Raw genomic sequence first — 14,682 nt, forward strand, 5'->3', positions numbered from 1 at the left:
GCTAGACGGCCGAGGCGACCGGGACGCCGAGCAGGTCAAGGGCGTTGTCGCGCATCACTTTACGGATTTCGGCAGGGCTGAAGTCGGTGAGCTCCTCGGTGAACGAAACCGGCGTCTCGAGGCCCTCGCCGTGCGGCCAGTCGGAACCGAACAAGATCTTGTCGATGCCGATCACCTTGGCCAGTTCGCGCAGGTCGTCCTCGTAGTAGGGGGCGATCCATACGTTGTTGCGCAACTGCTCGACCGGGTCCTCGGGAAAGTCACGGGGCTGAGTGTTGGCCGCCTTCTTCAACCGCTTGATCAGCCGGTGGACGAAGTAGGATCCGTTCTCGATGCTGACCGCCTTGAGTTTCGGATGGCGGGTGAACACGCCGTGCACGATCATCGAGGCCATCGTGTCGTGGATGGCGCGGTCGTCGAGGAGCACGTTGTCCAGTGGATCCTTCGCGCCGAAACCCTCGAACGTCGCTTTGCCGCCCCACGCCGCCGCGATGTGCAGATAGCCGCTGTCGCTGAGATGGAATCCGACCGGGACTCCCGCCTCGGCCAGCCGGGCCCACACCGGGTCATGGCTGGGATGCCCCAACGACCGCGGCTTGACCAAGCCGGGCACCGGCGCCGGCCGCACCAGCACCAGCTTGGCGCCGCGCCCCAACACGAATTCCACCTCTTCCAGCGCCTTCGCCGGATCGGCCAGCGAGATGATCGGCGCGGCGATGATGCGATGATCGGGTCGGTCGAAGCCCCAGTCCTCGTCGAGCCACAGGTTGAACGCGTGCACCGACGCCATCGTCGCCTCGATGTCGCCCTTGAGCGCCTCCTCGACCCCGCACGCGAAAGTCGGCAGCATGAACACGGTTTCGATGTCCTGAGTGTCCATCACCGCGACCCGGGCGTCACGATTCTGGTACTCCGGGTGGTCGGCGAGCCGCTCGACCTTCATCAGGGATGCCGGGTCCACGCCTTCGGGAATCTCCCCGCGGAACAACAGATCCAGACAACCCGGCACGATGATCGGGTCGAACGTGGGGTTCGGCACGAAGTGGTTGACTCGACCGCCGATAACGGCCAGAGTGCGCTTGCCCTGAGTGACCATCTGGACGCCGCGGCTCTTGAACGCCCTGTCGAGGTGGCGGGTGAAAGCGTCCAGAGGCTCGTAGTAGTGGTTGTCGACGTCGATCGCCTGGTAACCCAAACTGGCCATGATCTTCCTTTCCGGCATCCCCGGCGAACGCTAGGCGTCGGTCGAGTTGAGCGAGGGAAACTGCGGGGGCCGCTTCTCGAGGAAGCTGGTGATGCCTTCGATGACGTCCGGCCGCGGCATCGCCTCGTGCAGCAACACCTCGGCGCGCGAGGTGGCATCGACCACGTCGCGAGTGGCGTCGCCGTACACCTGTCGCTTGATCACTTCCATGGAAGCGGGCGAGCAGTTGCGGGCGATGTCCTCCGCATAGTCCAGCGCACGCTTCATCAGATCTTCGGGCGCGACGACTTCCTTGACCAGGCCGAGCTCGGCCGCCTCTTCGGCGAGGAAGGTGCGGCCACTCAGCAGCAGATCCAGCGCGGCGCCCCACGTGGTGAGACGCGGGAGGATCCAGGAAATGCCGAACTCGGCGATCAGTCCGCGGCGGGCGAAGACCGCGGCGAACTTGGCGCCGGCGGATGCGAACCGGACGTCGCACATGAGCGCCTGGGTCAGGCCGATGCCGACGCAGGCGCCGTTGATGGCCGCGATCACGGGCTTGCGCAGCGTGGTCACAAAATGCGGTGGCCGTTCGCCCACGAGGTCGGCGAGGTTGGTCTGGCTCGCCTTCTCCATCGTGTCGCCGTAGCTCGGTGCGGAACTCGGCGTGCCCAGATATGCGCCGGCGCAGAAACCCTTGCCCCGCCCGGTCAGCACGATCACCCGGACGGCCGGGTCCTGTTCGGCCCGGTCGATCGCGGCGTAGAACCCAGCGGCGATGTCCGGGCCCCATGCGTTGAGGCGGTCCGGGCGGTTGAACGTCAAAATCGCGACGCCGCTTGCGGTCGCCTCGTAGAGCACCGCGTCCTCGGAAGCGTCGTCGCTGCCGGACATCTACCCCCGTACCTCCTCACGGTCGCCCACGAATTCCGCGGCATTTGTACGCATACTGTATACCTATCGGTACTGTTTTCCACAACCGCCGCCCAGCCCCCCGAACCCCGGCCGAACAGCGCGTTTCGGCTTGCTGAGCCGAGCGGTCGACCGCGGTATACGGACCGGCGGACCGGTGCCTGTATCCGCCCATTGTGGCGAGCACCACGTCCCCACCACGTTTTCTTCGACCGCCGATGTGGGAAAGCGACTAAGGACACCCACTAGCAGGGAGGGGAAACGCCATGGTGGACATCAAGAGCGGTCCGATCGAGGCCATCCAGGGCATCGTCGAGGCTGTCTTCGGAAAGGCCAAGGAGATCGTCGGCACGATCATCGGCCGCAACGACCTGGTCAACGAGGGTCAGGCTCAGCAGGACAAGGCCGACGCGCAGCGCAGTGCGGCGAAGAAGGAAGCCGCGGCCGAGAAGGCGCGCGGTAAGGCCAAGGCCGCGGAGGCACGCGAGAAGGCCGAACAGCAGTAAGAACAAGGGGTTGACAAGGGTCCGGTCACCGGTGGTGACCGGGCCCTTGCTCGTCAGTCGACTTGTGGCGCAACCCTTTTGCCGAGTCACTACGTTCCGATGAGCCCGAGGCGGCGATAAGCCTCCTCGATCTGCGACTTGGCCTCGGGCGGCAACTCCGCTTGCGGCGGGCGCGAATGCGGGTAGGCGCCGATCGGCAGGCCCAGTAGCGAAGCGGCGTATTTGAATGCGCCGCCCCAGTGGGTGAAGTAGTCGGGCCGTCCGGGGTAACAGGTCCACCAGGATCCGACGTCGAGGTCGAACTGGTCCAGGCCCGACTCGCGGCCGAAGTCCATCGCCTCCAGCAGCTTGTCGCTTTGCACCAAATCCCAGTACTGAGAGAACAATCGCCGCTGCGGCGTGTCGAACAGATAGCCGGTGGTGCCCAGTTGCGCGGGGCAGACGGTCCCGTCACGCAGCCATCCCGCGCGATACACCGTCTTGTCGCACTCCCACAGCACCAGGCCGGGCGCCAACTCGTGCAGTAGGCGGCTGTTCGCCGGCCTGAAGGCACCCTCCTTGGTGGCGCACACCGCAGGCACCTCGTCGTAGATCCGCGCGCTTTCGGCCGCGGTCAGGACGTAGCCGGACGACGGCGAGTTGAACATGCCCAGTGCGATGTCGGTGCGCGAGGCGATGTATTCGAAGAATCGCAACACGCCCTCGCCGCCATGCACCTCCATCATCGGCGTTTGGATGTAGACGATGTCGGCGCCGACCTCCTGGGCGTGCAGCGTCAGGTTCAGACAGTCCTTCGCCGAGAGGGCCGCCGTGCACGCCTGCACGACGACGTCGGGGTTGGCGGCGCGTCCCTCCTCGATTGCGACCTCCAGCAAGCGCTTTCGCTCATCGAGGGTCAACGACCAGAATTCGGAGAGCCCGCTGGTGCACCACAACATCGGGTGTCCGAGGTCGCCGACGCAGTAGCGGACCAGCGTCCGGTACGCCTCCCAGTCGATGTCGTCGCCGTCCGGGCCGCAGAACGGGGTGTAGAGGGAGTCGCCGATTCCCCGCAATGCCCCGCGCGCCCAGGCGCGCGCCTCACGTGCCGTCGCCACAGTCGACCCCTATCTCCTCAGCCGATCGCGACCGCCGCGTCGAACGCCTCCCGGCTGCGGCCCACCAACGCCACCCGGCCGCCCTCGTCGGCGAGACAGCGCGCCGCCGCCAAACCCATCCCGCGGCTATCACCGACGACCACCGTGGCGGCATTCGCCAGGCCTAGATCCATGGCAATTCCCGTGGCTCATCTGGTGACTCGTTCAATGGCTTGTGCCCGGTCACCTTCGCCCGTCCAGCCTTCGTTACCAAAAAGCCTACGATAGGTATTACAGTAGCAGATGGAAAAGCGCACGGAAGCCCGGTTGACGGCCATCGTCGAGCGGCGACACGCCTACGTATGCGCAGGTGAGTTGGCACGGCTCTCCGACCGCATGCACAGGATACATCGTGATGGAGGTGCCCGTAGTGGCAAAGCAGGCTATCGCCGACAAGCGTCAACGACGCGAACGCGGATCCATCAATCCCGATGACATCATCAGTGGCGCATTCGAACTCGCGGAGCAAGTGTCCATCGACAACTTGAGCATGCCGCTGCTGGGCAAACACCTCGGCGTCGGCGTTACGAGCATCTACTGGTACTTCCGCAAGAAGGACGACCTGCTCAACGCGATGACCGATCGCGCGCTGAGCAAGTACGTGTTCGCCACCCCCTACGTCGAGGCCAGCGACTGGCGCGAGACGTTGCGCAACCATGCGCGCCTGATGCGGAAAACGTTCATGGGCAACCCAATTCTGTGCGACCTGATCCTGATTCGGGCCGCGCTCAGCCCGAAGGCGGCGCGATTGGGCGCCGAGGAGATGGAGAAGGCGATCGCCAACCTGGTCGAGGCCGGCCTGTCGCCGGAGGATGCCTTCGACACCTACTCGGCGGTCTCGGTGCACGTCCGTGGATCGGTGGTGCTGCAGCGGCTGTACGAAAAGAACCAATCCTCCGGCGAGGGCGCGCGCGCGATCGAGGACGCCGTCGCCATCGACCCCGAGAAGACCCCGCTGCTGGCTCAGGTCAGCCGGATCGGTCACCGGATCGGCGCCCCCGACGAGACCAATTTCGAGTACGGCCTCGGCTGCATCCTCGATCACGCCGGCCGGTTGATCGAGGAGGGCAAGGGGGCGAAAGGCGGCAAGGCGGCGCCGTCACGGGCGCGCAAGGCGGCCAAGGCGCCCGGGTCGCGGGCGCGCCCCAAGGCCCCGGCGCGCTAGCCCGACACCGAATCGGCTTATCACACCTCGGGTTCCGGCACGTCGAAGTATTCGTCACGGAGCCGGAACGCTTCCTTGGTCCCGTGCTGGGCGCGGGTCTTGACGAAGTTGAACTCGCCCGGCCCGAATTGCAGGTTGGTGCCGAAGGCGTGAAAGAGATAGCTGGCCACTTCCTCGCCCTGGTATGCCTGACTCTGTTCGACGAGACGGAACGCCTCCTTGGCGATGACGACCCCGTCGGCGGGCATCTTCGCCGCCTTCTCGGCCCAGTACCGCGCCCGGGCGGGCACCGCGGCGGGATCGCATGTGTCGGTGAAGATTCCGAGATGCTCGAGCTCACTCGCCTCGATGACGTCGCCGGTGAGCAGCAGGCGCCGGGCCAGCACCGGTCCGAGCCGGTGGAAGAACATGTGCAGGCTCCCGAGCGCGGGGCCGAGGAAGCGGGTCGCCGGCATGCCGATCTTCGTGTCGCGCGCTATCACGGAGATGTCGGTCATCAGCGCCATCTCGAAACCGCCGCCCAGCGCATACCCGGCGATCTCGCCCACCGTGACCTTCGGGAAACCCATGAAGTTGTGGTAGAAGCCAAAAGACTTGCGGTCCACGGTGAGTCGCCGACGCTGGCTGGGGCGGCGCTTGGCTGACGCGTCATCGCCGTCCGGTTGGCTCGGCTTGCCGTACCAGCCGTACGCGTTGTTCATGTCGGCCCCGGCGGAGAAGACGCCCCCGGCCCCGCGCAGTAGCACCACCGTCAGGTCGTCGTCTTCGGCCACCCGGTCCAGGCATCGGGCGACCGCCTCGCGCATCGCGGCGTCATAGGAATTGCGTTGGGCCGGATTGTTCAGCGTGATCGTCGCGATGCGGCGGTCGCGGTCGACCTCGAACAGTACGCGATCGTCCGGGGCGCTGGGGGCGGTCATCTATCGGACTCCTTTCGCCGCCTGCCGAATTGAAACCCGGCGAGCTTTTCCGGCGGTGAGGCCAACGTGTTCACCTCGCCGCTGCAGAGCACTTCGCCGTCGAGCAGCAACCGCGCCGTCGACGCGATCCCGCGTTCGATCTGCGAGCGAGCGATGTCGAACCGTAGCTCGGTCGATATGGGGGTCGGCCGGCGAAACGTCACCGTCAGCGACCGCGTCTTACCGGACAGACCCGTGACGCAATTGTGGTGCTGAATGACGCAGTCGAAGAAAACGCCGAGAAAGCCTCCGTGCACCAATCCCGGCGGGCCCTCGTACACCAGGGGAAAGTTGACCCGCCCGGTCGCCTTGTCGGCATCGAGGTCGTCGAACCGGTACTCCGGAAAGCACGGGTTGTAGGCGCCGATGTCGGTGGCGTGGTTGAGATAGACGCGCCGGGGATCGTCGGCGACGTCCCCCATCCTTGGCGCGTTGTCCCGCGGCGCCACCGCGGACAGCTCGCGCTCCCACTCCGCGAACTTCGCCAGCATGGTGTCGACCGCGGGATGGGGATGCTCGAGTGAGACCAGCAGTGAGCTCAGGCGCCGCATGGCGCCGGCGGCGGCCACGGTCTGCGGCAGCGGCGCTTCGCCGAACCTGGCATCGCCGGTCCGCGCCGACTCGGGTGCGACCCGCCGCTGGGCTCCGCCCTCCTGCAAGGCCATGCTTCATCTCTTTTCGGTCGGGTTTCCGGCCCGGCTATTTCCGGCGGCAGCGTACCCTGCTAACTTATACAGCGTATCAATCGTATTGCCTACTGTATGGGTAACCGTATCGGCAGAAAGGCCGGATTCGACGGTGAGTCATGGGGCCGACGCGGCCGGCGCCGACGGTTCGGTGACAGTGCACCGAGACGGCGCCGTGCTGCGGCTAACGCTTGATCGTCCGTCCCGACGTAACTCGTTGAATGAAGCCATGATTGGCTCTTTGGTGGAGGCGCTGACGGCTGCCGCCACCGACGATTCGCTCAGGGCGATCCACATCCGTGGCGGTGACGACTTCTGCGCCGGCGTCGACTGGGTCGCCACCAACGACCGGCCGCGGCCCCGCACGGGCGATCTGGTGCGGCGGATACCCCAGGGCGCCCACCGCGTGATCGAGCTCGTCGCGAGCATCCAGCTGCCGGTGCTGTGCAGCGTGCGAGGCTGGGCCGCGGGATTCGGCTGCAACCTCGCGCTGGCCGCCGACTTCGCCGTTGCCGCCACCGACGCGGTGTTCTGGCAGCCCTTCGCCGACCGTGGCTTCAGCCCGGATTCGGGTGCCACCTGGCTGCTGCCCCGCCTGGTCGGCCTCACGCGGGCGAAGCGAATGCTGTTGCTGGGCGAGCAGGTCGGCGCCGTCGACGCGGCCGACTGGGGACTGATTCACCAGGCGGTGAGCCCCGGCGGGCTGGACGACGCCGCCGGCGAGCTGCTCGAGCGGCTGGCCTCCGGGCCGACGGTGGCAATGGGACTGGCCAAGCAGGCGCTGAGCTTCGGCCAGCATGCGACGCTCAGCCAATCGATGACCCAGGAATTGTTCAACCTCGAACTATCTTGCCGGACAGTCGATTTCAGGGAAGGCCTGGAAGCCTTTCGGCAGCGGCGCGCACCGAGATTCCAGGGCAGATGAGGGAGCAGGATGCCTACTGACTCGTTCGACACCATCACATACGACGTCGACGGGCACACCGCCACCATCACGCTGAACCGTCCGGATGCCCTCAACGCCCTGAGCCCGCACATGATCACCGAACTGCGAGCCGCCTACGACGAGGCCGAGAACGACGACAAGGTATGGCTGACCATCGTGACCGGCACGGGCCGCGCGTTCTGCACGGGCGCTGACGTCACGGCCATTCCCGAAGACGGCAAGGTGATCTACGAGCGCCCGTACCTGTCCACCTACGACCAATGGGAGGCGCCGCAGGAAGGCACCCCACCGTTTCGCACGGCGGCCAAGCCGGTGATCACCGCGGTCAACGGGTTGTGCTGCGGCGCCGGCATGGACTGGGTCACCACGTCGGACATCGTGATCGCGTCGGAACAGGCCACATTCTTCGATCCGCACGTCAGCATCGGGCTGGTCGCCGGACGCGAGATGGTGCGGGTGGCGCGCGTGCTGCCCCGCTCGATCGCCCTGCGCATGGCGCTGATGGGCAAGCACGAGCGGATGAGCGCACAACGCGCCTACGAGCTCGGGTTGATCAGCGAGATCGTCGGGCACGACCGGCTTCTCGAGCGGGCCCGAGAGATCGCCGACGTCGTCAACTCCAATGCGCCGCTGGCGGTTCGGGGTACCCGGCTGGCCATCGTCAAGGGCCTCAATGTTCCGCTGCACGAGGCGGAGATCATGGCCGAAACGTTCCGCGAGCGCGTGTTGCGCACCGAGGACGCGGCCGAAGGGCCCAGAGCCTTCGTGGAGAAGCGCAAGCCGGATTGGCAGTGCCGATGACGTTCGAGACCATCCTCCTCGAGGTCGACGAGATCGACCGGGTAGCGACGATCACGCTGAACCGGCCGGGGCAGCTGAACGCGTTCAACCGCACCATGTGTGCGGAGATGGCCCACGCCTGGCGCACGGTCAAACTCGACGACTCGGTGAACGCCGTGGTCCTCAGGGCAGCCGGTGACCGTGCGTTCAGCGCCGGGCTGGATATCAAGACTCCCTACGGCCAGCCCGAAAACATATGGAATCACGAGGATCCCGGCGAATCGCTCAGCCCGAAGTGGCAGAAGATGTGGAAGCCCGTCGTGTGCGCGGTTCAGGGCATGTGCACCGCGGGCGCGTTCTACTTCATCAACGAATCGGACGTGGTCATCTGCGCGGAGGATGCCACGTTCTTCGACTCGCATGTATCGGCCGGCCTGGTCTGCGCCCTGGAGCCAATCGGCTTGATGAGGCGCATCGGCTTGGGCGAGACGCTGCGCATCGCGCTGATGGGCAACGACGAGCGGGTCGGCGCCGACACCGCGCTGCGGATCGGATTGGTCTCGGAAGTGGTCCCCGCCGACCGGCTCTGGGACCGCGCCCACGAGATCGCCGCGACCATCGCCGCGAACCCTCCGACCGCGACTCAGGGCACGGTGAAGGCGATTTGGGAATCGCTCGACAAGCCGTATCGGGCGGCCCTGGAGCAGGGGCTGATCTACACCCGGCTGGGCAATCCGCTCGGCACCGCCGAACTCGCCGCCCAGAAGGCCGGCGGCGAAGCTGCCACGCGCACACCGAAGACCCGCTGATGCCCGCGCACGCACTCAGTCAACGCATCGCGGATGTCCTCGGCCTGCGGCCCGACGCGCACGCCATCGAGTATGACGCCCAATGGATCTCCTGGGCCGCCGTCGGCGCCAGGGCACAGCGCATCGCCTGCCTGGTCGCCGATCGCGGACCCGGCGTCGGGATGCTGCTGCGCAACCGGCCCGGTCACGTGGCGGCCTTTCTCGGGGCGCTGCTGGGCGGCGGGACGGTCGTCGTCGTCAACCCGGCTCGCGGCGACGAGCGCACCAAGGCCGACCTCGCCGGGCTGCGACTGCCGCTGATCATCGGGGAAGACGACGACCTGACGACACTGCTGCCCCCGGCGACCGACGCCACGACGGTGGCGATTGCGGGCCTATTGGACGACCCCCCGACCGGCCGCCCGACGATTCATCCGGCGCCCGAGGCCCACCCGCGGACCGGGGTGGCGGTACGGATGTTGACCAGCGGTACGACGGGCCCGCCCAAGAGGATCGACCTCGGCTACGACGTGCTGGCGCGCAGCGTGATGGGCGCCGAACCCGAGCGCGCCCCGGCGCCCACCGGGCTCCGCCGCGGGGTCGCGATCGTCAACTCGCCGCTGGTGCACATCGGCGGGGTGTTCCGGGTGCTGCAATGCATCGCCGACGCACGACCATTCGCGCTCCTCGAACGTTTCGAGCTGAACGCGTGGGCCGACGCGGTGCGAAGACACCGACCGCGCACGGTATCGCTGGTTCCCGCGGCGCTGCGCACGGTGTTGCACTCGGATGTGCCGCGCGCCGATCTGGAGAGCATCCGCGCCGTCACCTGCGGCACGGCCCCCCTGACGGCCGAGGATGCCGACGCCTTCACCGCCAAATACGGCATTCCCGTGCTCACCTCTTACGCGGCAACGGAATTCGGTGGCGGTGTCGCGGGCTGGACGTTGCCGGATTACCAACGGTATTGGGCCGCCAAACGGGGCAGCGTCGGCCGCGCCAACCCGGGTGCGCAGCTGCGGGTGGTCGCGGACGATGGCAGGCCGCTGGGGGCCGACCAGGTCGGTCTGCTCGAGGTCAAGCCAGGCCAGCTGGGGCCGTCGGCCCAGTGGATGCGGACCACGGACATGGCGCGCATCGACGCGGACGGGTTCGTCTGGATTGTCGGGCGTGCCGACCAGGCGATCATCCGCGGGGGATTCAAGGTGATGCCCGACGACGTCCGCACCGCCCTGGAGAGCCACCCCGCAGTGGCGGGTGCGGCGGTGGTCGGCCGGTCCGACGAACGCCTCGGGGCGACGCCGGTCGCGGTGGTGGAGCTGCGCAGGCCCGCCTCCGTCGACGCCGACGCGCTCGTGGAGTACCTCGGAACACGGCTGGCGCGCTACGAGATTCCCACCGAGATAGCGATCGTCGACACCATCCCGCGGACGCCGTCGGGCAAAGCTGACCTGGGTGCGGTCCGGCGTTTCTTCGGTGCCGCCGCCGCACACGGTGACCATGCCCGGTGACGGCCCGACGGTCGCCGAGGTCCTGACACAACGGGCCCGTGCGCGCGCAGAACATCCCCTACTGATCTGCGACGGCGACCGCATCAGCTATGGCCAAGCCGAGGCGCGTTCGGCGAACCTCGCTCGCGGGCTGATCGCGGCCGGCGCGGGCAAGGGCACCCATGTCGGCCTGCTCTACCCCAACGGCGTGGAGTTCGTCATCGCGATGCTGGCGGCGGCGCGCATCGGCGCCGTGGTGATTCCCTTCTCCACCTTCGTCACCGCCCGTGAGATGCACCAACAACTGCTCGACAGCGACGTCGAAATACTCCTGAGCGCCGCAACTTTCCGCGGCCACGACTACGTGCAACGGCTCGGGCAGGTGCTGGCGGACCCCGATCTCGAATCCGACTGCCGGCTCATGGTCCCGGCCGCCCCGCAACTGCGGCAGGTCGGCATCAGCCACCACCGCGGTGCGGGGCGGCGAGTCCGCGACATCGACCGGTTCTACCGGCTGGCCGATACCGTGGCCCCCGAGCTGCTGGCGGCGACGCAAGCCGATGTGCGGGGCTGCGATCCCCTGGCCATCGTGTACACGTCGGGCTCCAGCAGCGCCCCCAAGGGTGTCGTGCACACGCACGGCGCGCTGCTGGCACACCAGCGCAACCTCAACGACATTCGCGGTCTGACGGCCGACGACAGGCTGTTCTGCAATTCGCCGTTCTTCTGGATCGGCGGTCTCGCCTTCGGACTGCTTGCCACCCTGGTCGCCGGCTCGACGCTGGTGTGCTCCAACGCGGAGGATCCCGGTAAGACGCTGGACCTACTGGAAGCCGAAAAACCCACCTTGACAAACGGTTTCATCGCTGGGATCGCGCACCTGGCGAACCATCCGAGCTTCCCGCGCCGGGATCTGTCATCGATGCGGCGAGGCAACCTGTACCCCATCATGGCGCCCGAGGTTCGACCGGCCGACCCGGAGCTGCGGCACAATATGCTGGGCATGACCGAAGCCGGCAGCGTCGTGCTGATCAGTGACGACGAGACCGATCAACCCGAGACCAGGCGCGGATCGTTCGGCAAGCCGGCGCCCGGCTTCGACACCAAGATCGTCGACACCGAAACCGGATCAGCGGTCGGTGCCGGCGAGGTCGGGGAACTCTGCATCCGAGGACCGTACGTGATGCAGCACTACTACCGGCGAAGCCGAGAGGACTGCTTCGACGCCGACGGTTGGTTCCGCACCGGGGATTTGGTCCGAACCGACGCCGATGGCTTCTTCTACTACGTCGGCCGGCTCAGCACGATGATCAAGACGGCGGGCGCCAATGTCTCGGCCGACGAGGTGGAAAGGGCAATCGCCAAGGTCACCGGCGGGCTGACCGCCCATGTCGTGGGCGTCCCGGATGCGCAGCGCGGACAACTGGTGGGGGCGGTCGTGGTCGTGCCCGACGGCGTCGCCTTCGACGCGGCGGCGCTGCGCGACCGGCTGAAGGCGGAGTTGTCGGCATACAAGATCCCCCGCCGGTTCCTGGCCGTGTCACGCGACCAGGTGCCGCTGCTCTCCAGTGGCAAAGTCGACCGGCGGCACCTGAAAAAGCTGCTCGATGCCTGACGAGGCAACCATCGACGAGTTGGTGCGTTCGCGCGCCGCGCTTTACGGCGACAAGCCCATGGTGATCGATCCGACGTCGCGAACTAGCTACCGTCAACTTGACTCGGCGACAAGGGATCTCGCCGCGGTGTTCGTCGATGCCGGCGTTACCAAGGGCACCCGGGTCGGGCTGCTCATGCCCAACGGCGCCCGCTGGGTGGAGGTTGCCCTCGCACTGACCCGTATCGGCGCCGTGCTGGTTCCGCTGAGTACCCTGCTGGCCGCGGGCGAACTAGCCACCCAACTGCGGGCCGCCGCGGTGCAATTCCTGATCGGCGTCGAGCAGTTCCGTGGGCGCCGCTACCTCGACGACCTGCCCCGGCGGACCGAGCTTCCCGCTCTGCGCCACGTCTGGACGGCCGACGGGCTCGCCGAGGTCACCGCCGGCGACCGGGCCCGCCGACTCGTCGACGCCATGACGCTGACGGTCACGGCGGCCGACCTTTTGGCCATTATGTTCACCTCCGGCAGCAGCGGGGCGCCCAAGGGCGTCATGCATTCTCACGGCAGCGCGCTGGGCGCCGTACGGGCGGGTCTGGCCGCGCGGCGCATCACCGCAGACACCCGGCTGTATCTACCGATGCCGTTCTTCTGGGTAGGCGGCTTCGGCAGCGGAATCCTGTCGACGCTGCTGTCCGGCGCCACCCTGGTCACCGAGGAGATACCGCGGCCGGAGACCACATTGCGGCTGCTGGAGGCCGAGCGCGTGACGCTGTTCCGCGGCTGGCCCGACCAGGCCGAGACGCTCGCGCGGCACGCGGCCAACCTCGACGCCGACCTGTCGGCCCTGCGGCCGGGCAGCCTGCAGGCGCTGCTCCCGCCCGAACAGCGGGCGCAGCCCGGCGCACGGGCCGTCTTGTTCGGCATGACCGAGGCGTTCGGCCCGTACTGCGGCTATGCCGCCGACACCGACATGCCCACGCCGGCCTGGGGCAGTTGCGGAAAGCCGTTCGCGGGCATGGAGGTTCGCATCGTCGGCGCCGACAGCGGAGAGCCCGTAGCCGCGGGCACGGTGGGCGTGATCCAGATTCGGGGACCGCACACACTGCGGGGCATCTGCGGTCGCAGCCGAGAGGACGTGTTCACCGTCGACGGCTTCTATCCCACCGGCGACCTGGGCCGCCTGGACGACGAGGGATTTCTGTTCTACCACGGGCGCTCCGACGACATGTTCAAGGTCAGCGGCGCCACCGTCTACCCGAGCGAGGTGGAACGGGCGCTGCGCAGCATCGAGGGTGTCCACAGCGCCTTTGTCACCAGCGTGCCCGGAACGGCGGGCCAGCGGGTGGGCGCGGCCGTGGTGTGCGACGGGGCCGTGTCCGCCGATCACCTGAGTCGCTGTGCGCGAAAGCTGCTGAGCGCGTTCAAGGTCCCGACGGCGTGGCTGTTGTTGGAATCTGACGGCGACGTCCCGCGCGGGGGCACCGGCAAGGTCGACACCGGTCGGCTGCGAGCGATGCTGATCGAGGCGTCCGGATCAGCGGCGGATACCGGAGACCGCCGACCGCGGTAACCGGCCCGCGCGGGAATGCCCGGCCATCCGATCCCCGTCGACCACGACCTCGAAGGCCAGGTTGAGCCGCATCGGTTTGGTGACCGATTGCCGCCAGGTCAATCGCGTGCCCTCGGCGGCCGCGCCACTCGTCAAGTCCTGCAAGGGAACCGTCTCGCCCTTGTACGTCGCCGTACCCGTCAGTCCGCCCGGCGACTCGGCGAATGCATACCGCACCGCGAGAGTCCCGATCGGGGTCTTGATCGTTACGTCCCAGTCGCCGTCCATGCCCATCTATGCCTCCGCCGGTTCTCGTCCCGTCGGGCGCCACACCGTGCCCCGACGCTCGTACTCGAAAAGCTCCTCGACGGCGTGCGCGACCCGCGGGCCGTACCACCGGTCCAGCAGGTGTAAGGCCAGATCCAGCCCCGAGGTGACACCGCCCGCGGTGATCAGGTCGCCGTCGTCGACCACGCGAGCAGCCACCGCATGCACACCCGCGGCTTCGAGCAGCCCCAGGCCCAGCTGATGAGTCACCGCATGGCGCCCCTCGATCAGGCCGGACATCGCCATCACGACGGATCCGCCACAGACACCGGCCACCGTCACCTGCGGGTTGTCAAACGCCTTCCGCAACAACGGTGTCAGCTCGGTCTGCGCGGCTCGGGCCAGCAGCACCGGGATGGTCTCGACCCCGTCGTCCGGATCACCGGCGATGGGGCCGCTGGCGCCGGGCACGATCACGCAGCCGCTTTCCGACGGATCGAGCGCGGCGGTGGCCGCCAGCGCCAAACCGCGAGTGCCGCCGATGACGCTGCGCGGCCCCTCCGCCGACACCAGCGTCACCGTCAAGTCACCTCCCACACGGTCGCTGCCCGCCGACAGGACTTCGAAGGGCCCGATGACGTCAAGCGGGTCGAACCCGTCGTACAAGACGATCTGTGCGTGCATCCCGTCATGGTCATCGGCCGCACCCGGCAAAACC

Annotated in this window: 15 protein-coding genes and 1 pseudogene; 8 read left to right on the forward strand and 8 right to left on the reverse strand. The window is 67.6% G+C overall.

What is annotated here, in order from left to right; all coding sequences use genetic code 11:
* Position 1: 1 nt before the first annotated feature.
* Complete coding sequence (locus tag A5701_RS20015) at positions 2–1,204, reverse strand: amidohydrolase family protein (protein ID WP_067757869.1); 1,203 nt, start codon at positions 1,202–1,204, stop codon at positions 2–4.
* A gap of 30 nt (positions 1,205–1,234) precedes the next feature.
* Entirely contained in the window at positions 1,235–2,077 is an 843-nt protein-coding gene (locus tag A5701_RS20020; protein ID WP_067757760.1) for an enoyl-CoA hydratase, read from the reverse strand.
* A gap of 284 nt (positions 2,078–2,361) precedes the next feature.
* Between A5701_RS20020 and A5701_RS20025 the strand changes: the two genes are divergently transcribed.
* Positions 2,362–2,601 carry a CsbD family protein gene (locus tag A5701_RS20025; RefSeq protein ID WP_067281020.1) on the forward strand — a complete coding sequence of 80 codons (240 nt, stop codon included), beginning with the start codon at positions 2,362–2,364 and terminating at the stop codon, positions 2,599–2,601.
* 89 nt (positions 2,602–2,690) lie between these two features.
* Here the strand turns inward: A5701_RS20025 and A5701_RS20030 are convergent, their stop codons facing one another.
* Both A5701_RS20030 and A5701_RS27660 read right to left on the reverse strand, forming a co-directional pair.
* Positions 2,691–3,698, reverse strand: coding sequence for a dihydrodipicolinate synthase family protein (locus A5701_RS20030; RefSeq protein WP_067757769.1), 1,008 nt, complete (start codon positions 3,696–3,698; stop codon positions 2,691–2,693).
* A gap of 29 nt (positions 3,699–3,727) precedes the next feature.
* Positions 3,728–3,871 (reverse strand): annotated as a pseudogene (locus A5701_RS27660) (short-chain dehydrogenase); the annotation flags it as partial.
* 221 nt (positions 3,872–4,092) lie between these two features.
* On the opposite strand from A5701_RS27660, the gene A5701_RS20035 reads away from it, so the two are divergent.
* Positions 4,093–4,902, forward strand: coding sequence for a TetR/AcrR family transcriptional regulator (locus A5701_RS20035; protein ID WP_067757772.1), 810 nt, complete (start codon positions 4,093–4,095; stop codon positions 4,900–4,902).
* 20 nt (positions 4,903–4,922) lie between these two features.
* Here A5701_RS20035 and A5701_RS20040 read toward each other — a convergent pair whose 3' ends face one another.
* Both A5701_RS20040 and A5701_RS20045 read right to left on the reverse strand, forming a co-directional pair.
* Positions 4,923–5,822, reverse strand: a complete 900-nt coding sequence (locus A5701_RS20040; protein WP_067757775.1) for an enoyl-CoA hydratase/isomerase family protein — start codon at positions 5,820–5,822, stop codon at positions 4,923–4,925.
* On the reverse strand, positions 5,819–6,526 hold the full coding sequence (locus A5701_RS20045) for a hypothetical protein (RefSeq protein ID WP_067757778.1): 708 nt from the start codon (positions 6,524–6,526) through the stop codon (positions 5,819–5,821). The genes A5701_RS20040 and A5701_RS20045 overlap by 4 nt, the downstream gene beginning before the upstream one ends.
* Before the next feature lie 133 nt (positions 6,527–6,659).
* Between A5701_RS20045 and A5701_RS20050 the strand changes: the two genes are divergently transcribed.
* Genes A5701_RS20050 through A5701_RS20075 form a run of 6 tightly spaced genes read left to right on the forward strand, consistent with a single transcriptional unit; the run spans position 6,660 to position 13,718 of the window.
* Positions 6,660–7,472, forward strand: coding sequence for an enoyl-CoA hydratase/isomerase family protein (locus A5701_RS20050; protein WP_067757781.1), 813 nt, complete (start codon positions 6,660–6,662; stop codon positions 7,470–7,472).
* Between the two features lie 9 nt (positions 7,473–7,481).
* Complete coding sequence (locus A5701_RS20055) at positions 7,482–8,294, forward strand: enoyl-CoA hydratase/isomerase family protein (protein WP_067757784.1); 813 nt, start codon at positions 7,482–7,484, stop codon at positions 8,292–8,294.
* Positions 8,291–9,082 (forward strand): enoyl-CoA hydratase/isomerase family protein, encoded by a 792-nt coding sequence (locus A5701_RS20060; RefSeq protein WP_067757872.1) that lies wholly within the window; start codon positions 8,291–8,293, stop codon positions 9,080–9,082. The genes A5701_RS20055 and A5701_RS20060 overlap by 4 nt, the downstream gene beginning before the upstream one ends.
* Entirely contained in the window at positions 9,082–10,572 is a 1,491-nt protein-coding gene (locus A5701_RS20065) for a class I adenylate-forming enzyme family protein (RefSeq protein WP_067757787.1), read from the forward strand. The genes A5701_RS20060 and A5701_RS20065 overlap by 1 nt, the downstream gene beginning before the upstream one ends.
* A complete protein-coding gene (locus A5701_RS20070) occupies positions 10,562–12,166 on the forward strand; it encodes a class I adenylate-forming enzyme family protein (protein ID WP_067757875.1) in 1,605 nt (534 codons plus the stop codon). The genes A5701_RS20065 and A5701_RS20070 overlap by 11 nt, the downstream gene beginning before the upstream one ends.
* On the forward strand, positions 12,159–13,718 hold the full coding sequence (locus A5701_RS20075; RefSeq protein ID WP_067757789.1) for a class I adenylate-forming enzyme family protein: 1,560 nt from the start codon (positions 12,159–12,161) through the stop codon (positions 13,716–13,718). Before A5701_RS20070 ends, A5701_RS20075 begins: the two co-directional genes overlap by 8 nt.
* Here A5701_RS20075 and A5701_RS20080 read toward each other — a convergent pair.
* A complete protein-coding gene (locus tag A5701_RS20080) occupies positions 13,683–13,991 on the reverse strand; it encodes a hypothetical protein (protein WP_067757792.1) in 309 nt (102 codons plus the stop codon). The two genes, A5701_RS20075 and A5701_RS20080, sit on opposite strands and share 36 nt — an antisense overlap.
* On the reverse strand, positions 13,992–14,648 hold the full coding sequence (locus A5701_RS20085; protein ID WP_067757879.1) for a DJ-1/PfpI family protein: 657 nt from the start codon (positions 14,646–14,648) through the stop codon (positions 13,992–13,994).
* Positions 14,649–14,682 lie beyond the last annotated feature (34 nt).

Origin of the sequence: Mycobacterium sp. E3305 (assembly GCF_001666785.1) — a bacterium.
Taxonomy (GTDB): domain Bacteria; phylum Actinomycetota; class Actinomycetes; order Mycobacteriales; family Mycobacteriaceae; genus Mycobacterium.